General features: G+C 72.7%; 15 protein-coding genes. 7 read left to right on the top strand and 8 right to left on the bottom strand.

Annotation, left to right across the window (positions count from 1 at the left end):
* Positions 1 to 125: 125 nt before the first annotated feature.
* Positions 126 to 2942, top strand: coding sequence for a DEAD/DEAH box helicase (locus SNOUR_RS30985; RefSeq protein ID WP_067353573.1), 2817 nt, complete (start codon positions 126 to 128; stop codon positions 2940 to 2942).
* An 89-nt stretch (positions 2943 to 3031) separates the two neighbouring features.
* Here SNOUR_RS30985 and SNOUR_RS30990 read toward each other — a convergent pair whose 3' ends face one another.
* The 3 genes from SNOUR_RS30990 to SNOUR_RS31000 all read right to left on the bottom strand — a co-directional run bounded on the left by SNOUR_RS30990 (position 3032) and on the right by SNOUR_RS31000 (position 5874).
* Positions 3032 to 4156 carry an LLM class flavin-dependent oxidoreductase gene (locus tag SNOUR_RS30990; RefSeq protein ID WP_067353576.1) on the bottom strand — a complete coding sequence of 375 codons (1125 nt, stop codon included), beginning with the start codon at positions 4154 to 4156 and terminating at the stop codon, positions 3032 to 3034.
* A gap of 330 nt (positions 4157 to 4486) precedes the next feature.
* On the bottom strand, positions 4487 to 4939 hold the full coding sequence (locus SNOUR_RS30995) for an ABA4-like family protein (RefSeq protein ID WP_067353579.1): 453 nt from the start codon (positions 4937 to 4939) through the stop codon (positions 4487 to 4489).
* A complete protein-coding gene (locus tag SNOUR_RS31000; protein ID WP_067353582.1) occupies positions 4936 to 5874 on the bottom strand; it encodes a hypothetical protein in 939 nt (312 codons plus the stop codon). Before SNOUR_RS31000 ends, SNOUR_RS30995 begins: the two co-directional genes overlap by 4 nt.
* A 223-nt stretch (positions 5875 to 6097) precedes the next feature.
* On the opposite strand from SNOUR_RS31000, the gene SNOUR_RS31005 reads away from it, so the two are divergent.
* The gene (locus SNOUR_RS31005) at positions 6098 to 6814 is read left to right on the top strand and encodes a MerR family transcriptional regulator (RefSeq protein ID WP_067353584.1); all 717 of its coding nucleotides are present in this window, start codon (positions 6098 to 6100) and stop codon (positions 6812 to 6814) included.
* 7 nt (positions 6815 to 6821) lie between these two features.
* On the opposite strand, the gene SNOUR_RS31010 is transcribed toward SNOUR_RS31005, so the two are convergent.
* Together SNOUR_RS31010 and SNOUR_RS31015 are read right to left on the bottom strand one after the other, a co-directional pair.
* A complete protein-coding gene (locus SNOUR_RS31010) occupies positions 6822 to 7673 on the bottom strand; it encodes a siderophore-interacting protein (protein WP_067353587.1) in 852 nt (283 codons plus the stop codon).
* Positions 7674 to 7751: 78 nt separating this feature from the next.
* Complete coding sequence (locus SNOUR_RS31015; protein ID WP_067353589.1) at positions 7752 to 8666, bottom strand: 5'-3' exonuclease; 915 nt, start codon at positions 8664 to 8666, stop codon at positions 7752 to 7754.
* A gap of 245 nt (positions 8667 to 8911) precedes the next feature.
* Here SNOUR_RS31015 and SNOUR_RS31020 point away from each other — a divergent pair, with 245 nt between their 5' ends.
* The 4 genes from SNOUR_RS31020 (at position 8912) to SNOUR_RS31035 (ending at position 14239) form a co-directional block, all read left to right on the top strand.
* Positions 8912 to 10063 carry a quaternary amine ABC transporter ATP-binding protein gene (locus tag SNOUR_RS31020; protein ID WP_067353592.1) on the top strand — a complete coding sequence of 384 codons (1152 nt, stop codon included), beginning with the start codon at positions 8912 to 8914 and terminating at the stop codon, positions 10061 to 10063.
* Positions 10056 to 12656, top strand: coding sequence for an ABC transporter permease/substrate binding protein (locus tag SNOUR_RS31025; RefSeq protein WP_067353593.1), 2601 nt, complete (start codon positions 10056 to 10058; stop codon positions 12654 to 12656). The genes SNOUR_RS31020 and SNOUR_RS31025 overlap by 8 nt, the downstream gene beginning before the upstream one ends.
* Before the next feature lie 207 nt (positions 12657 to 12863).
* Positions 12864 to 13301, top strand: a complete 438-nt coding sequence (locus SNOUR_RS31030; protein WP_067353596.1) for a hypothetical protein — start codon at positions 12864 to 12866, stop codon at positions 13299 to 13301.
* A gap of 194 nt (positions 13302 to 13495) precedes the next feature.
* Complete coding sequence (locus SNOUR_RS31035; RefSeq protein WP_067353597.1) at positions 13496 to 14239, top strand: helical backbone metal receptor; 744 nt, start codon at positions 13496 to 13498, stop codon at positions 14237 to 14239.
* Between the two features lie 4 nt (positions 14240 to 14243).
* Here the strand turns inward: SNOUR_RS31035 and SNOUR_RS31040 are convergent, their stop codons facing one another.
* A complete protein-coding gene (locus tag SNOUR_RS31040) occupies positions 14244 to 15398 on the bottom strand; it encodes a TDT family transporter (RefSeq protein WP_067353600.1) in 1155 nt (384 codons plus the stop codon).
* Between the two features lie 70 nt (positions 15399 to 15468).
* Here SNOUR_RS31040 and SNOUR_RS31045 point away from each other — a divergent pair, with 70 nt between their 5' ends.
* On the top strand, positions 15469 to 16422 hold the full coding sequence (locus tag SNOUR_RS31045) for a LysR family transcriptional regulator (RefSeq protein WP_067353602.1): 954 nt from the start codon (positions 15469 to 15471) through the stop codon (positions 16420 to 16422).
* A 24-nt stretch (positions 16423 to 16446) separates the two neighbouring features.
* Here SNOUR_RS31045 and SNOUR_RS31050 read toward each other — a convergent pair whose 3' ends face one another.
* Positions 16447 to 17775 carry a uracil-xanthine permease family protein gene (locus tag SNOUR_RS31050; protein ID WP_067353605.1) on the bottom strand — a complete coding sequence of 443 codons (1329 nt, stop codon included), beginning with the start codon at positions 17773 to 17775 and terminating at the stop codon, positions 16447 to 16449.
* A 3-nt stretch (positions 17776 to 17778) separates the two neighbouring features.
* Complete coding sequence (locus tag SNOUR_RS31055; RefSeq protein ID WP_067353607.1) at positions 17779 to 18912, bottom strand: aryl-sulfate sulfotransferase; 1134 nt, start codon at positions 18910 to 18912, stop codon at positions 17779 to 17781.
* Positions 18913 to 18972: the final 60 nt, after the last annotated feature.

The raw sequence follows: 18972 nt of genomic DNA on the forward strand, positions 1-18972 counted from the left end.
CCCCGCGCTCTTCGAGCCGGGGGCCGCTGCTGTGGGGGGCAGTGGTCGGGTGACGGGCGGGAGGGTAAAGGGCCGCCATAAAGATCCGGTCGATGTCAGAGGTGGCCGGTAGTCTCGTAAGCACGATGACCGAGGACATGTCCCCTGCTGAGCGCTATGCCGCCGCCAAAGTCCGCGCGGCCGAGCAGGCCACCGCACTCGCGCCGTTCCGGGAGCTGTACGACTTCGACCTGGACGCGTACCAGGTCGAGGCGTGCCAGGCCCTGGAGGCCGGAAAGGGTGTGCTGGTCGCCGCTCCCACCGGATCCGGCAAGACGATCGTCGGCGAGTTCGCCGTCCACCTGGCCCTGACACAGGGCCGAAAATGTTTCTACACCACGCCGATCAAGGCGTTGTCCAACCAGAAGTTCCAGGACCTGGTCAAGCGCTACGGTCCCGAGAAGGTCGGTCTGCTGACCGGCGACAACAGCGTCAACGGCGACGCCCCGGTGGTCGTGATGACCACCGAGGTGCTGCGCAACATGCTCTACGCCGGTTCGCAGTCGCTGAACGGCCTGGGTCATGTCGTCATGGACGAGGTGCACTACCTCTCCGACCGCTTCCGCGGCGCCGTCTGGGAAGAGGTGATCATCCACCTCCCGGAGTCGGTGACGCTGGTGTCGCTGTCGGCGACGGTCTCCAACGCCGAGGAGTTCGGCGACTGGTTGGACACCGTCCGCGGCGACACCGAGGTGATCGTCTCCGAGCACCGCCCGGTCCCGCTGTGGCAGCACGTCCTCGCCGGTCGCCGGATCTACGACCTCTTCGAGGAGCGGGACGGTGCCACCGGCAGCCGCCGCGAGGTCAATCCCGACCTGGAGCGGCTGGCCCGGATGGAGGGCAGCCGGCCGACGTTCGGCCGGGACAAGCGGCGCGGCCGCACGATGCGCGAGGCCGACCGGGAGCGGGAGCGGCGGCAGCGCGCCCGGATCTGGACGCCGAGCCGGCCCGAGGTGATCGACCGGCTGGACAACGAGGGGCTGCTGCCGGCGATCACCTTCATCTTCAGCCGCGCCGGCTGCGAGGCGGCCGTCCAGCAGTGCCTCCACTCCGGCCTGCGGCTCAACGACACCGAGGCCCGGGAGAAGGTCCGCCGGATAGTCGAGGCCCGGACGGCCGGCATTCCGGACGACGACCTGCACGTGCTCGGCTACTTCGAGTGGTTGGAGGGCCTGGAGCGGGGCATCGCGGCGCACCACGCCGGGATGCTGCCCACCTTCAAGGAGGTCGTCGAGGAGCTGTTCGTCAAGGGCCTGGTCAAGGCCGTCTTCGCGACCGAGACGCTGGCGCTGGGCATCAACATGCCCGCGCGGTCGGTGGTGTTGGAGAAGCTCGTCAAGTGGAACGGCGAACAGCACGCCGACATCACCCCCGGCGAGTACACCCAGCTGACCGGCCGGGCGGGGCGGCGCGGGATCGACGTCGAGGGCCATGCGGTGGTGCTGTGGCAGCGCGGGATGAACCCGGCCGCGCTGGCCGGTCTCGCCGGGACCCGGACGTACCCGCTGCGCTCGTCCTTCAAGCCGTCGTACAACATGGCGGTCAATCTCGTCTCGCAGTTCGGGCGGCACCGTTCGCGGGAGCTGCTGGAGATGTCGTTCGCGCAGTTCCAGGCCGACAGGTCGGTGGTCGGCATCACCCGTCAGGTGCAGCGGAACGAGGAGGGCCTGGGCGGATACCGCGAGGCGATGATCTGCCACCTCGGCGACTTCGAGGAGTACTCGCGGCTGCGGCGGGAGTTGAAGGACCGCGAGACCGAACTCGCCAAGCAGGGCGCGGTCCAGCGGCGGGCGGCCGCCGCGGCGGCGCTGGAGAAGCTCCGGCCGGGCGATGTCATCCACGTGCCGACGGGCAAGTACGCCGGACTGGCGCTGGTGCTGGATCCCGGTATGCCCTCCGGGCGGACCAACGGCCACCGCGGCCTGGACGCCCACGACGGCCCGCGGCCACTGGTCCTCACCGCCGAGCGGCAGGTCAAGCGGCTCGCTTCGATCGACTTCCCGGTGCCGGTGGCGGCCCTGGACCGGATGCGGATCCCGCGCACCTTCAACGCCCGCAGCCCGCAGTCGCGTCGCGATCTGGCGTCCGCCCTGCGCACCAAGGCCGGCCACCTGGTGCCCTCGCGGCACCGCAAGCCGCGCGGGGAGGCGGCCGACGACCGCGAGGTCGCCCGGCTGCGCAAGGACATCCGCGCGCATCCCTGCCACGGCTGCGACGAGCGGGAGGACCACGCCCGCTGGGCGGAGCGCTACCACCGGCTGCTGCGGGACACCCGCCAGTTGGAGCGCCGGATCGAGGGCCGGACGAACACCATCGCCCGCACTTTCGACCGGATCTGCGCGCTGCTGACCGAGCTGGACTACCTCGAGGGCGACACCGTCACCGACGAGGGTCGCCGACTGGGCCGCCTCTACGGCGAGTTGGACCTGCTGGCCAGCGAGTGTCTGCGGGAGGGCGTCTGGGAGGACCTCGGCCCCGCGGAGCTGGCGGCCTGCGCCTCGGCGCTGGTCTACGAGGCGCGGCAGGCGGACGACGCGGTGGCGCCGAAGCTCCCGGTCGGCAAGGCGCGGGACGCGCTGGCGGAGATGGTGCGCATCTGGGGCCGGCTGGACGCCCTGGAGGAGGACCACAAGATCAGCCAGGCGGAGGGCGTCGGCCAGCGCGAGCCCGATCTGGGGTTCGCCTGGGCGGCGTACCGCTGGGCCTCCGGCTTCGGCCTCGACGAGGTGCTGAGCGAGGCGGACATGCCGGCCGGCGACTTCGTCCGCTGGTGCAAGCAGCTGGTGGACGTCCTCGGGCAGATCGCGGCGGCGGCGCCGACCGAGGGCACGGTGGCGCGGTCCGCGCGCAAGGCGATGGACGGGGTGCTGCGCGGAGTCGTGGCGTACTCGTCGGTCGGCTGACCGGCTGACCGGCTGACCGGCTGCCGGGCCGTGGCGTCGGAGCGGGATGTTCCGACGCCACGGCCCGGCGGGTGCCGCGGCGGCAGCGGTCAGGACGCCGTGCGCTCCGCCGCCCGTTCGGTGCCGCGCCGGGCGTCGCGCTTGGCGACCTCCTCGCGGACGATCGGGATGACCTGCCGTCCGAAGTCGATGGCGTCGTCGAGCAGGTCGTAGCCGCGTGCGGAGAGGATGGTCACGCCCAGGTCGTAGTAGTCCAGCAGTGCCTGGGCGACGGTCTCCGGCGTGCCGACCAGGGCGGTGGAGTTGCCGGCGCCGCCGGTCTCCGCCGCGGTCGGCGTCCACAGCGCCCGGTCGTGCCGCTCGCCCTGCGCGGCCACCGCCAACAGCCGCTGCGAGCCGGCGTTCTGAGGGCTCGTCAGCGGATGGCGGCGGCTGAGTGCCCCGCCCGCCTTGCGGGCCTTGATCCGGGCCAGGGTGTGGTGTGCCTTCTCCCAGGCCAGCTCCTCGGTGGGCGCGATGATCGGCCGGAAGGCGACCTGGATCCTGGGTACGTCGGTGCGGCCGGCCGCGGCGGCGGCCGCCTTGATCGACGCGATCTGCTCGGCGGTCTGCGCCAGCGGCTCGCCCCACAGGCAGTAGATGTCCGCCTCGGCGCCGCCCGCCGCGTAGGCCGCCGGTGACGAGCCGCCGAACGACACCTGCGGATGCGGCTGCTGTACGGGGAAGGTGTCGGAGACGAAGTCCTGGAAGCGGTAGTGCGCGCCCTCGTGGTCGAAGGGCTCCTTGCTCGTCCAGACCTTCTTGACGATCCGGATGTACTCGCGGGTGCGGGCGTAGCGCTCGTCCTTGGTGAGGGTGTCGCCCTCGCGGCGCTGCTCGTGGTCGTTGCCGCCGGTGATGAAGTGCACCGCGAGCCGGCCGTCGCTGATCCGGTCCAGCGTGGCGAAGGTCTTGGCGGCGAACGTCGGGTAGGAGACGTTGGGGCGGTGCGCCACCAGGAGCTGGAGCCGCTCGGTGCGGGCCGCGACATAGGCGGCGGCCGGGGAGGGGTCGGGGGAGCCGGAACCGTAGGCGAACAGGACCCGGTCCCAGCCGTACTCCTCGTGGGCGCGGGCGAGTCGGAGGGTGTAGTCCTTGTCGAAGGAGGCGCCGGAGCGCGGGGTGACTTCGGAACCGTCGTGGGTGGCGGCTATGCCGAGGAACTCGACAGGCATGGGTGCGGCCTCGTCTTCTCGTCGATCATGCGTGGGTGGGCATGCGAGGGCATGCGCGGTGCGCGGGAATACCGGCAGGGCGACATGCGGGTGTGCGGGGCGGTGTGCCCGGCGCGACACCGTGACGTCAGAGGCAACAGGAGGCGGACCACACGCGACCGAAGTCGATGTGGTCCCGGGTGACCAGCCGTTGCTGAGGTCGCATGGGGCCAGTGGAACAGGCAGGTCCATGCGCCGTCAACCATTGCTCGGGAAAGCATGTGCCGTCGGATGCCGGTTGCTGCCGCGCGCTCGGCTTCCCGTGCCTCCCCAACTTGCGTGACGGGGGCGTCAGTTCGACGCCTCCGGTCGTCGTTTCCGGCCTCGTAGGCGGAGCGTGCCGCGCAGGCACAGGAAGAGCAGGACGCCGAGGGGGGCGAGCAGGACGGTGAGGATCAGCAGCGGGCCCATCACCAGGGGGTGGATGCCCAGGGTGCGCGCCTCGCGGTACATCCACTGGCCGAGGAAGAGGTCCCAGGCGATCAGCTGCGCCCAGATCGCCCCGGCGCCGCCGCCGAGGGCCAGCAGCCGCTGGAATCCGGCCAGGTCCGGGCGGCTCACCGCGGCCCACAGCTGCGGGAGGACCGGTATCGCCAGGGCGAGGTAGACGCCGATGACCGGCACCATCGGCAGCGGTGAGGCGGCCATCCGGTCGGTCCAGCGGCGGCCGGGCGCGAGGATCAGCAGGGCCCAGAACGGGGCCGCGAGGGTGAAGGCGAGACTGAACAGGGTGCGGTCGGTCATCGGGTCGACTCCGTTGTGCGGTGGGTCTGTTCGGTGGCGGTGGCGGTGGCAGTGGCGGTGGCAGTGGGGGAACGGCGGAGCGCCGCGCAGCCACCGGCCGTGGTGGCGACGACGAGGGCGGTCAGCGCGGTGAGGGTGACCGCGTCGGGGTGGATCAGGGCCTGGCCGCGCAGTGCCTGCCAGGTCACCAGCGCGAGCAGCCCGGTGAGGAAACCGGCGGCGGTGAGCACCAGCCGCAGCCGGACCCGCTCGTCGCGCAGTCGGGCGCCGCGGCGGGCCAGCGCCTCGATCGCGTAGAGGAAGAGCGGCAGGGCCTGGAGGGCGTGCATGCCGACGAAGTGCGGGATGCGCAGATCGCCGCCGTCCGTGTTCCAGCCGGTCAGCGGCATGGCCGGGCCGCCGTCGGGGACGCCGACGCTGTGCGCGCCGATGAGGGCGGGTGCGAGGCCCGCGGCCCGCTGGGCCTGCTGCTCGGGGGTGGGTGTCACCATCAGCCCGCCGAGCAGCAGTCCGGCCAGGGCGATCAGTGCGCCGAGCCGGATCGCCCAGGTCGTGGCGCGGTCGCCCAGCCGGGCCCGGAACAGCAGCACCGCGATGACCAGGGTGGCGGTCCACAGGGCGATGATGGTGCCGCCCATGACCAGGAACAGGGCCCGGTCCAGCGGGGTTTCGATGTTGAAGTGACTGCGCCGGCCGCGCAACGTCTGGCCGACGATGATCGCCATCTCGATCAGGCCGGCGACCACGACGGTGTGCGCGGCCCGGGTGCCGGCCCGGCTCGGGGCGGGGCGGCGGGACAGCATCCAGGCCAGCGTCAGCCCGTAGGCGGCGAACGACACCGCGAACTTCAGCGGTTTGAACCAGATCGGCGCGCCGACCAGAACGCGGTCGTCGACGATCATCCCGATCGCCGCGACCACGGCCAGTGCGGCCATCGCCCATGAGAAGCCGAGCAGTGAACGGTATCTGGACATGCGCACGGAACCCCCGGAGAAACAGCGGATAGTTGCACTATGGATAGCGATGCTCTCCACTATCTGATAGTGCGACTATCTATGATGAGAGGTCGATTGACAAGACCGGGTGGTTGGTGGGGCGCCCGGACATTCCGGAACACGCGGATCCCGGGACCGGGGTCCGGGAGGAAGAGGGCGTCGGATGCGCATTGGCGAGTTGAGCCGTGAGACGGGCGTGGCGGTCCCGACGATCAAGTTCTACGTCCGCGAGGGGCTGTTGCCCGCGGGCCGGCTCACCAGCCCCAACCAGGCCAGCTACGACGAGAGTCACGTCCGCAGGCTGCGGCTGATCCGCGGGCTGATCGACGTCGGCGGGCTCTCGGTCGCGACGGTGCGCGAGGTGCTGGCCGCCGTCGACGCGCCGGGAGAGTCGGTGCACAAGGTGCTCGGGGCGGCGCACGACGCGATCACCCCGGTGCCGCCCGGCCGCCCGGAGGGGCTGCCGCGGGCCCGTCGGACGGTCGCGGAGCTGATCCGTCGGCGCGGCTGGCTGGCCGAGGAGGACCACCCGGCCGCCGAGGCGATGGCGGTCGCGCTGGCCGCCTTCCAGGACCTCGGGCAGGGCGCGTTCGTGGAGGTGCTCGACGACTACGCCGAGGCGTGCGAGCGGATCGCCGACGCCGACCTGGCGTACGTGGGGCGCCACGCGGACGTGGAGGAGCTGGTGGAGAGCGTGGTGGTGGGGACCGTCCTGGGCGACGCGGTGCTCACCGCGCTGCGGCGGTTGGCGCACGTGGACCGCTCGGCGCGGCGGTACGAGGAGCACGGGGAGGGCCGACCGGTGGCGCGGGACGCCGCGGACGAGGGGACGGAGAAGGGCGGCGCCGACCCGTCCTGGGTCGCGCCGCCCTCGATGTGATGGAGCGTCAGGCCGCCGCCGCGGGCTCCTGCTCCGCCTCCACCTGGTCGTTCCAGGCGCGCTTGCCGGCCTGCCAGCCGTCCTCGTCGTGGCCGGTGCGCCAGTAGCCGGAGATCGACAGCGCCTCGCGGGGGACGGCGTGCTCGACGCGGAGCAGCTTGCGCAGCTCCTTCACGCAGCCCGCCTCGCCGTGCACGAACGCCTGGACCCGGCCCGGGGGGAACGTGAGCGCCCGTACGGCGGAGACCAGTTCGCGGCCGACCGGGGCGGCGCCGCGGAACAGCCAGCTGACCGTCACGCCGGGCGGCGCGGTCAGCTCCTGCCGCTCCTCGGCGTCGGCGACCTCGACGAAGGCGTGCCCCACCGCGTCCGCCGGCATCCCGGCCAGTGCGGCGGCGATGGCCGGCAGGGCGCTCTCGTCGCCGGCCAGCAGGTGCCAGTCGGCGGTGGTGTCCGGGGCGTAGGCGCCGCCGGGGCCGAGGAACGTGATCTCGTCACCCGGCCGGGCGGCCAACGCCCACGGCCCGGCCAGCCCCGTGTCGCCGTGGACGACGAAGTCCACGGTCAGCTCGCGCGCTGCCGGGTCCCAGGCGCGCACGGTGTACGTGCGCGTCCGGGGCCACTGGTCGCGCGGCAGCTCGGCCCGGATGCGGCCCATGTCGAAGGGCTCGGGGTAGCTGACGTGCGGCAGCGGGAAGACCAGCTTGACGTAGTGGTCGGTGTAGGTGCCCGCGTCGAACGCGGCCAGTCCCTCGCCGCCCAGGACGACCCGCATCATGTGCGGGGTGAGCCGCTCGGTACGCCGCACCCGGGCGCGGTGCAGTGTGGGCGTGCTGCGGGCCGGTCGCTCTGCTGCCACGGTCGTCTCCCCTGACGCGGTCGAGGGCGGGCGCGCTTGCGGGCGGCACCGCCGGTTAGGTTTACCTAACCTAACAGGTCACCGTCGCAGTGTGACCAACAACCGCTGCAATGCGCCGCCCAGACCCCACTGTGCGGCCAGCGCCTCCAGCCGCTCCGGGTCGGCCGGCTCGTCCGGCAGCGCATGGTCGACGTCCGGCACCGGGACGTCGGTCGCCACCCGGACCACCTTCGGGGCCACCGCCAGATAGGGGCGCGCCTCGGTGAGCCGCTTGCGCTGCGCCGGGGTGATCTTGGAGGACGGGTCCTCGGCGGCGGCGATGATCCCGGCCAGGTCGCCGTAGGCGTCCAGCAGCTTGGCGGCGGTCTTCTCGCCGACGCCCGGGACGCCCGGCAGGCCGTCGCTGGGGTCGCCGCGCAGCAGCGCCAGGTCCGCGTAGCCGGGGCCGTCCACGCCGTACTTCTCGTGCAGCAGCGCCCCGTCGGTGAGTTGGAGGGTGCCGACGCCCTTGAGGGGGTACAGGACGCGGATGCCGCGGGCGTCGTCGACGAGCTGGAAGAGGTCGCGGTCGCCGGTGACGATGTCGACCGGGCCCTTCGCCCGCGCGGTCAGGGTGCCGATGACGTCGTCGGCCTCGTAGCCCGCGGCGCCGATCCGGGCGATGCCCAGCGCGTCGAGCACCTCCTCGATCACCGGGACCTGCGGGGAGAGGGTGTCCGGGATCTCTTCCGCGTCGGGCGCGGCCGAGCCCGCGGGGGCTTCCTCGGCGACCCGGTGCGCCTTGTAGGAGGGGATCAGGTCGACCCGCCACTGGGGGCGCCAGTCGAAGTCCATGCAGGCGACCAGGTCGTCGGGGTGGTGGTCCTGGACGAGCCGGGCGATGAAGTCCAGCAGTCCGCGCACCGCGTTCACCGGGGTGCCGTCCGGGGCTTTGACCGATTCCGGTACCCCGAAATAGGCGCGGAAGTACAGGGAGGCGGTGTCGAGGAGCATCAGGCGTCGAGTCACACCCCGCATGATGCCGTATGCCCCAAACGTGCCTGCGTTGTGAGCTGAATCACCGATGTGTTTGAGCCCTAAAAAGCCGGGCAGGCGCGCAGCCGGAGCGGGCCCGGCCGGACATTTCCCCACACCGCCGGTGACGACGAGCGGAACTCGTCCCGCACCACGACCTGCCGACCCAGCGGACGGCCCCTGCGGGGTGGCGGGTCGTTTCTCGTGCGACAAGAGAGGTATATGTGTCCAGGCTGCAAGCCGAGCACCTGTACAAGGTGTTCGGCAGACGACCCGAGGACGCGGTCCGCAAACTCCAGGCCGGCGCCGGCCGGGGCGAGTTGCGGGCCGAAGGCACCACCGCCGCGGTGATCGACGCCTCCATCGAGGTGGACGAGGGCCAGATCTTCGTCGTCATGGGTCTGTCCGGATCCGGCAAGTCCACGCTGCTGCGCATGCTGAACGGGCTGCTGGAACCGACCTCGGGCACCGTCCGCTTCGACGGCCAGGACCTCACCTCGCTCAGCGACAAGGAGCTGCGCACCGTCCGGTCCCGGAAGATCTCCATGGTCTTCCAGCACTTCGCGCTCTTCCCGCACCGCAGCGTGCTGGAGAACGCCGCCTACGGTCTGGAGGTCCAGGGCGTGGCGCGTGCCGAGCGGGAGCGGCGCGCGACCCAGGCGCTGGAACTCGCCGGGCTCAAGGGCTGGGAGAAGTCCTGGCCGGACGAGCTCTCCGGCGGCATGCAGCAGCGGGTCGGCCTGGCCCGCGCGCTGGCCACCGACGCCGATCTGCTGCTGATGGACGAGTCGTTCAGCGCGCTCGACCCGCTGATCCGCCGCGACATGCAGGACCAGCTGCTGGAGCTCCAGAAGACGCTGAAGAAGACCATCGTCTTCATCACCCACGACCTCAACGAGGCGATGCGGCTCGGCGACCGGATCGCGGTCATGCGCGACGGCCGGATCGTCCAGACCGGCAGCGCCGAGGACATCCTCGTCCGGCCCGCCAACGACTATGTCGCCTCCTTCATCCAGGACGTGGACCGCAGTCGGGTGCTGACCGCCGGTGCGGTCATGGCGGAGGTCGGCACCGTCCTCGGCATGACCTGCCCGGACGGCACGAAGCTCGGCACCGCCGCCGAGTTCCGGGCCGCCGCGCCCGCCACCGTCGACACCGAGACCCCGCTCGTCGAGCTGTTCAGCGCCTGTTCGGCCAGCGGCGTACCGGTCGCGGTCACCGACGAGCGCGGCGAACTGGCCGGCGCGGTCACCGCCGAGCGGCTGCTCGCCGTCCTCGGCGAGCCGGGCCGACCGGCTCCCGCCGTGCCGACCCGGTCCGGGTCCGCCGCCACGACCGGGACCGCGACCGAGGGGACGGTGGCCGCCGATGCCTAGGATCCAGATAGGCAGTTGGGCCAACGACGCCGTCAACTGGCTGCGGGACAACCTCGACTGGCTGTTCAACCTCATCACCACGGTCCTGAACGGCCTCTACAACGCCATCCACACCGTCCTCGCGGCCCCCGAACCGCTGATCCTCGCGGGCATCCTGGCGGTGCTCGCCTGGTGGCTGCGCGGGCTGCCGGCCGCGGTGCTCACCTTCCTCGGCTTCGCGCTGATCGACTCCGTCCAGCAGTGGAACCCGACCATCGAGTCGCTCTCGCTGGTGCTGGTGGCCTGTCTGATCACCATCGTGGTCGCGGTGCCGCTGGGCATCTGGGCGGCCCGCAGCAAGGTCGTCGGCGGGGTGTTGCGCCCCGTGCTGGACCTGATGCAGACCATGCCGGCGATGGTCTACCTCATCCCCGGCATCCTCTTCTTCGGCCTCGGTGTCGTCCCCGGCATCGTCGCCACCATCGTCTTCTCCATGCCGCCCGCGGTGCGGATGACCGAGCTGGGCATCCGGCAGGTGGACGAGGAACTGGTCGAGGCGGCCGAGGCGTTCGGCACCCACCCGCGGCGCACCCTCCTGCGGGTGCAGCTGCCGCTGGCGCTGCCCACGATCATGGCCGGAATCAACCAGGTCATCATGCTCGCGCTGTCCATGGTCGTGATCGCCGGCATGGTCGGCGGCGGCGGCCTGGGCGCCTCCGTCTACAACGCCATCAGCTCGGTCAACGTGGCCCTGGGCGCCGAGGCCGGCCTCGCCGTGGTCATCCTCGCCATGTACCTGGACCGGATGACCGGCGCGCTCAACCAGCGGGTCTCGCCGCTCGGCCGGCGGGCGCTGGCCAAGGCGCAGGCGGCGCTGGGCGGATGGAAGTTCCTGCACTGGCGGCCGGCGACCTCGGTGGCCATGGTCGGCGTCGTCGTCCTGGCGCTGCTGGCCGGCGGGATGAGCTACCTGAACAAGGGCGGCGGCGCCGGGTCCGGCGGCAACGGCAAGCCGATCACCCTGGGCTACGTCAACTGGGACGAGGGCAAGGCCACCACCTACCTCTGGAAGGAGATCCTGGAGCAGCGCGGCTACAAGCCCAAGGTCCAGGCGCTGGAGGCCGGCCCGCTCTTCGCCGGGCAGGCCCGCGGCGACATCGACGTCCAGACCAACGCCTGGCTGCCGGTCACCCACGCCGAGTACTGGAACAAGTACAAGGACAAGCTGGAGGACCTCGGCACCTGGTACGACAAGACCTCGCTGGAGATCGCGGTCCCGTCGTACGTCAAGGACGTCAGGACGCTCGACGACCTCAAGGGCAGGGCCGCCGAGTTCGGCGGCAGGATCACCGGCATCGAGCCGGGCGCCGGCGAGATGAAGATCCTCAAGGACAAGGTCCTCAAGGACTACGGCCTCGGCGGCGAGTACCAGGTGCAGGAGTCCAGCACCGCCTCCATGCTGAGCGAGCTGGACCGCGCCATCCACACCAAGAAGCCGATCGCGGTCACCCTGTGGTCCCCGCACTGGGCGTACGACAAGTACCAGCTCACCAAGCTCAAGGACCCCAAGGGCTCCTTCGGCTCCGGCGACGGCCTGCACCTGATCGGCCGCAAGGGCTTCGGCAAGGACCTGCCCGAGGTCGCGAAGTGGATGAAGAACTTCCATCTCGACGAGAAGCAGCTCACCAGCCTGGAGAACGACATCAAGTCGGCCGGTGAGGGCCATGAGCAGGACGGCGTCCGCACCTGGCTGAAGAAGAACCCGGGCCTGGTCGAGAAGATCGCCCCGTCCGCGCACGCCACCTACGCCAAGGGCGAGGACGCGGGCAAGGCCCCCCACATCGGCTACCCGGCGTGGGACGAGGGCATCGCCACCGCCTACCTGTGGAAGAACGTCCTGGAGAAGCGCGGCTACCACCCCGACCTGCGCAACCTCGACGTCGGACCGATGTGGACCGGCCTGTCCACCGGCCAGATCGACGTGGAGACCGACGGCTGGCTGCCGATCGCCCAGAAGCAGTACTGGGACAGGTACAAGGACGATCTGGTCGACGTCGGTGCCTGGTACGACAAGACCTCGTTGGAGATCGCGGTCCCGTCGTACGTCAAGGACGTCAAGACGATGGACGACCTGCGGAAGCACAAGGACGAGTTCCAGGGCAAGATCATCGGCATCGAGCCGGGCACCGGCGAGATGCAGCGCCTGAAGAGCACCGTGCTGCCCGCCTACGGCCTGACGGACTTCGAGGTCACCTCGGCCGGCACCAGCGCGATGCTCGCGGAACTGGACCGGGCGTACCACAAGAAGGAGCCGATCGCGGTCGTCCTGTGGTCGCCGCACTGGGCGTACAGCAAGTACCAGCTCACCAAGCTCGCCGACCCCAAGGGCACCTGGGGCGCCAACAACCAGATCAAGACGCTCGCCAACAAGAGCTTCCCGGACAAGTTCCCGGAGTTCCACGGCTGGCTGAAGAACTGGAAGATGACGCCCGACGAGCTCGGCAGCCTGGAGCAGGACATCCAGGACGCCGGAAAGGGCAACGAGGACAAGGGCGTCGAGAAGTGGATCGACGACCACCCGGGCATCGTGGACAAGATGGCACCGGTGAAGTAGCCCCGGACCACGGGCACATGGCGGCGCGCCCCGCCCCGGCAACGGCCGGTGGCGGGGCGCGCCGTCGTTCCCGGACGCGGTGGCGGCGGCCCGCCACCTGACTGGGCGCGTCCGCCTGGCCCGGCGGGCCGGTCGGTGGTTCGCTCGCCCTGTGCCGGTGTCCGTCCTCGGCGGCCACAGTGGCCGCGGCCGGCCCGGGAGCCGACCGTGAACCCTGCCCGACCGACCGCCGCCGTGCTGCTCGGCCTCCTCGCGGTCACCCTGGCCGCACCGGCGGCCCGGGCCACGGCCGAGCCCGATCCGGTGGTGGCCGGCGAGCGGGTCAGCATCAACGACGGTGGATGGTGCGGGCCGATCCGGCACGCCACCGCGGCCTCGGAGCTGTTCGGGGCGGTGGCGCTGCGGCCCGGCGTCCGGGGAATGGCCGCGGAGGTCCGGGTCGGCCAGGAGGTGGCGCCGGGTCGCTACCAGGTGACCATCGAGTGCGGGCGCGGCGGGGCCCGGCACGTCGACAGCGTGACGGTGACCGAGGGGCGGGCCGACTCCGTCGGCGCGGCGCAGGTGATCGGGGGGTTGGCGCTGTTGGCGGTGGCGGGTGGGGCGGCGTATCGGCTGCGGCGGAAGGGGGCCGCTGCGCTTGGTTGACCTCCCACGTTGTCGGGTTTCCCGCCGTGGGCCTGCGGCCGGCCGCCTCCCGCGTTGTCGGCTGTCCCGCCGTGGGGGTTTGCCTTGTGCGCCTGCGGCGCGGGGTTGTTGGGCCCGTCACCTCCCGAAGTGGGTGGGAAAGACGGTGGGTGGGGGCTGGCGTGAGTGGTGTGGTGGGCGCGTACGGTGGGGGGATGGGGCTGCGGGTGGTGTCGCTGGTGCCGTCGTTGACCGAGGCGGTGGCGGTGAGTGCGCCGGGGACGGTGGTCGGGGCGACCGACTGGTGCAGTCATCCGGTGGGGCTGGACGTCGTGCGGATCGGTGGGACCAAGAACCCCGATACCGAACGGATCGCCCGTCTGGCGCCGGATCTGGTGCTCGCCAATGAGGAGGAGAACCGTCCGCAGGACCTCGACGCGCTGCGGGCCGCGGGGCTGACCGTCATGGTCACCGAGGTCCGCACCCTGGAGCAGGCGTTCCGGGAGCTGGCGCGGGTGCTGGTGGAGGGCTGCGGGCTGGCTCGGCCCGGGTGGTTGGACGCCGCCGAGGAGGCATGGCGGGCGCTGCCGAGCGGGCCGCCGGAGCGGGCCGCGGTGGTGCCGATCTGGCGGCGGCCCTGGATGGTGTTGGGGCGGGACACCTTCGCCGGGGACGTGCTGGCCCGGCTCGGGGTGCGCAACGTCCACGCCGGGCACGCCGAGCGGTATCCGCGGATCCCGCTGGAGGACCTCCGTTCCACGTCGGCGGACCTGGTCGTGCTGCCCGACGAGCCCTACCGCTTCACCGCACAGGACGGGCCCGAGGCGTTCCCCGGGCTGCCCGCCGCACTGCTCAGCGGGCGCCATCTGACCTGGTACGGGCCCTCGTTGGTGGAGGCGCCGAAGGTGCTGGCGGCGGCCCTGGACGGGCCGGCGCTGCTCCGCGGCACCGGCCCCTGAGCCGTCAGGCCGCCGTCCGGCGGGGCGCCGCGGCGGGCGGCGGGGCCAGCAGGGTGCCGCGCAGCAGGCCGTGGGCGGTGCGCGTGCCGGCCACCACGACCGCGATGACCAGGAGCGCGAACAGCGCCGTCGCGAGCCAGCCGAAGGCCGTCAGCCCGGTGTGCCGGGCCAGGCCGGCGGCGCCGGTGACACAGGTGCCGAGGGGGAAGGTGAAGCCCCACCAGGTCATCGCGAAGCCCATGCCGTGGCGGACCGCGCGCACCACCAGCGCCGTCGCCAGCACCAGCCACAGCAGCGCGAAGCCCAGCACCGGCACCCCGTAGAGCACCGCGAAGGCGCTCATGGCGTGCGCGTACGAGGGGACGACGACGCCGGGGGCGGCGTCGGCGAGGTTGTTGACGGCGGTGGTGGACTGGCCCAGCGGACCGAGGACGAGGAAGAGGGTGGGGGTGAGGGCGAGCGGCAGCGGCCCGTGGTGGATCAGCCGGCTGAGCACCAGCGGCAGCACCAGCACGGTCATCAGCAGCGACATACCGAAGAGCGCGTAGCACCCCAGCAGCAGCGTCTCGCGCGGCTGGCCGGGCGGCAGGTGCGGCACCAGTGCGGGGCCCAGCGCGGCCGAGACCATCGGGGCGACCAGCGGCAGCAGCCACACCGGTGAGGCGCTGCCCTCGGTGATCCGGTGCCGGACCACCATCAGGTACGGGATGCCCGCGGCGGCGGCCAGGCCGACCAGGGTTCCGACGGACCACAGCACCGCGTCGGCGGCGACCGCGGCGGGCTCGCCGAGCACGTCCTTGCCGACCGCCAGGGTGCCGCCGCCGACCGCGAGCAGCGCCATGGACAGGCACCCGTAGAACGGGGCGACGGTCGGGTCGAGCAGGTGGCGGCGGGCCTGGTCGCGGTGGCGGATCCAGTGGACGGTGCGGGCGGCCAACAGGGTGAGCAGCATCAGCGCCGACAGCGCCCAGACCACCCGGTAGGCCGTGCGGAGGCCGGGGGCGGCGAGCGGCAGCGTCGCGCCGGCGTTGGCGACGATCGCGGTGCCCATGACGGCGGCGTACCAGTTCGGGCCGAGGTGACGGACCGAGGGGCCGGTGCCGGGGGAGCCGCCGCTGGTGGCGGGGTTCCGGGACGGGGTGGGGGCGAGCGTTGGCATGTCTCCAGGTTCGGCGGAGCGCGGCGTGCCCACCAGAGATCTTGTTTCTATGAGGGCATAAGCTGGGGTTATGAGTGGGGAGAGCAAGGGGCGGCCGGTCGAGCCGCCGGACGCCGGGGTGCCGCTGCACCACCGGGTGCCCGACCTCGGGGCGCTGGAGCTGCTGCTCGCCGTCGCCCGGCTCGGCAGTCTGGGCCGGGCCGCCCGCACACTGGGCATCACCCAGCCGGCCGCCAGCAGCCGGATCCGGTCCATGGAGCGGCAGTTGGGGGTGGCGCTGGTCGAGCGGTCGCCGCGCGGCTCCCGGCTCACCGACGCCGGGGTGCTGGTCACCGACTGGGCGCGCCGGGTGGTGGAGGCCGCCGAGGCGTTCGACGCCGGCACCCAGGCGCTGCGCGGGCGGCGCGACTCCCGGCTGCGGGTCGCGGCCAGCATGACGATCGCCGAGTACCTGCTGCCCGGCTGGCTGATCGCGCTGCGCGCCCAGCGCCCGGGGACGGCCGTGTCGCTGCTGGCCGGGAACTCCCGGGTGGTCGCCGAGCGGCTGCTGGCGGGCGAGGCGGACCTCGGCTTCGTGGAGGGGTTGGAGGTCCCGGCGGGGCTGGACGGCGCGGTGATCGGCCACGACCGGCTGATCGTGGTGGCCGCGCCGTCCCACCCCTGGGCCCGGCGGCGCACCGAACTGACCGCCGTCGAGCTGGCCGCCACACCGCTGATCCTGCGCGAGCGCGGCTCGGGCACCCGCCAGGTGCTGGACGCGGCACTGGCCGAGGCGGGCGGGCTGGCCGAGCCGCTGCTGGAGCTGGCCTCGACCACCGCGGTGAAGTCGGCGGTGGTCAGCGAGGCGGCCCCGTCCGTGGTGAGCGAGCTGGCGGTCCGCGAGGAGCTGACCGCCGGCCGGCTGGTGCAGGTCCCGGTGCGCGCGCTGCGGCTGGGCCGGGAGCTGCGCGCGGTGTGGCCGGCCGGCCAGCGCCCGGTGGGACCGGCCCGCGATCTGCTGGGGCTGACCCGGCGCGCGCCCTGACCCGGCCGGGGCCGGCCGCGGCCGTCAGCCCGCCCCGGCCGGTGCGGTCCGGCCGCCCGCGTCCAGCCGGCCGAAGAGCGCCGACAGCAGCGCGGCGGTGAGCGCGGCGGCCGGCACGCCGCTGCCGAAGAGGGTGTGCGCCCAGTCGGGCAGCGGCGCGTACAGCCGCGGGGCCAGGACGGGGAGCAGGCCGGCCAGCAGGGCCAGGGCGACGACGGTGGAGGCGGCGCGGTCGGTGAGGTCGGTGCGGCGCAGCATGTCGATGCCCATGGCGGCGATCACCGCGTAGATCACCAGGGCGGCGCCGCCGACGACCGGCACCGGCAGCGCCGCCAGCAGCCGGGTGACCGGCGCCAGCAGCCCGCAGACGACCAGCAGTGCCCCGGCCGCCGCGGTCACGAACCGGCTGCGCACGCCGGTGAGTCGGACGATGCCGATGTTCTCCGCACTGGTCACCATCGTCGTGCCGCCGAGCAGCCCGGCGGCGAGCGAGGCCACCGCGTCCGCGCGGGCGGTGCGCGGCACGTCGCGGGCCGGCTCCGGGGTCCGGCCCACCGCCTCGCTGTTGAGCACCGTCTGACCGGTCGCCTCGGCGAGCGAGGCGAGCGCGAAGACCAGCAGCGGGAGCGCGGCGAGCAGATCGAAGTGCGGCGCGCCGTACGGGAGGAGGCGGGGGAGGGCCAGCACCGCGTCTCCCGGGACCGCGCGGAACGGGACGCCGGTCAGGGCCGCGACGGCGGTGCCCACCGCCATGCCCAGCAGCACCGACAGCTGTCGCAGTACGCCGCGCAGCAGCAGGAGGCCGAGTGCGGTGGCGGCGACGGTGACCAGCGCCGGACCGCTGCCGACGGCCGCCATCGGGGCCGCCGTTGCGACCATGTTGACGCCGATGACCAGCACCGTGGTGCCCATCACCAGCGGCGGGAAGAACCGCACGATCCGCCCGTACAGCGGCAGCGCGGCCAGCAGCAGCGCGGCCGCGAGCAGCACCGCGCCGGAGGCGGTGGCCGGGCCGTGCTCCCGGGCGATCTGGAGGAAGAGGGCCGCCGCCGCGCCGCCGGGCAGCATCATGAACGGCAGCCGGGCGCCGATCCCCAGCACCCCGAAGGACTGCAGCAGTGCCCCGACGCCGCACAGCACGAGGGTCGCGCTGAGCAGGGCGGCGGTGCGGTCGGGCGGCAGGCGCAACCCGCCGGCCAGCAGGAAGACGGTGGAGACCGGCGCGGCGAGCATCGCCAGGACGTGCTGGGCGGCGAGCGGCACCAGCCGGGACGGGGGTACCTCCCTGCTCTTCGAGAGCTTGGGGGAGGCATCCGTGCGTCCTCCGGTGCCGCGACGGCGTGCGGCGGCCATCGCTCACACCTGCCGCTTCAGCCAGGGGAGTTCCCCGGCGGCGTAGCGGTAGGCGCGGAAGACCGCGTTGTGCCGGCTGGGGAACAGCTCGCCGACCTCCGGTTCGTGGTAGCCGCCGAACTCCGGGACGACGTACTCCCAGCACACCTGCCCCTCGGCGGTGACCTCGAAGAGCCGGCCGGCGGGGGAGTCGGTGACCAGGGTGTTGCCGTTGGGCAGTCGCTGGGCGCTGCCCATGAACGGCGCGAAGAACGCCTCCCGGGCCGGGTCGTGGTACTCCCAGACCACCGTGCCGGTGGCCCGTTCCACCTCGATGACGCGGGAGTGGGGCACGTCGCAGCCGGGTCGGAAGACGCCGTTGTCGAAGATCAGGAAGTTGCCGTTCGGCAGCTCGGTGGGATGGTGCTGCTGGGAGACCACGCCGGGCCCGGTGCGCCAGAGCACCTCGCCGGTCGCCCGGCTGATGACGATCACCGCCGAGGTGCTGCGCAGGCTGGCCAGGACGTTGCCGTCGGCGAGCGGTAGCACGGAGTTGATCAGCGGCCAGTGCTCGCGGGAGTAGGCGGGGTGCAGGGCGTGGTCGTCCGGGTCGAGGTGGTCGGCGGCGTTCCAGGACCACAACAGCCGCCCGTCCGCGTCGACTTCGCGGAGGGTGTCGGCGTACACCGTGCCGTCCGGGGCGGAGTCGGGGACGCCGCCGCGGACCGCCGCGGCCCGGTCGCCGGTGAGCGGCTCCAGCGCGGAGTAGAGGATCCGCCCGTCGCCGTGGTGGTGGGCGTCGTGGTGCTGGAGCGGATCGGTGAAGGAGCGCAGCACCGTGCCGTCCGGGGCGATCTCCTGCATCAGCCCGCCGCGGTACTTGTGCCACATCGGGAAGAGTGCGTGCTGGTCCGGGAGGGTGGCGTTGTAGGCGAGGTTGCCGTTGGGGAGGATGCGGGCGTGACGGCCGGGGCGGTGCGGCAGCTGCCAGCGGTGGACGACGGTGCCGCGCAGGTCGATCAGCAGGACCTGGCCGCCGCCGGTGAGCGGGGCGTAGAGCGTGTAGCCGTCGTACGCGACGGTGGCGTCGAGCGCGATCAGGCCGGTGCCGCGGCGGCGCCGTGTGTTTTGATCGACTGCGGTATGGCCGGAGGTCATGCCGAATTCCCCTCGTCAAACTACGTCTTGTCAAACTTTGTTTGATGGGATCAAACAGCG

This window comes from Streptomyces noursei ATCC 11455, assembly GCF_001704275.1.
In the GTDB taxonomy this organism is placed as follows: domain Bacteria; phylum Actinomycetota; class Actinomycetes; order Streptomycetales; family Streptomycetaceae; genus Streptomyces; species Streptomyces noursei.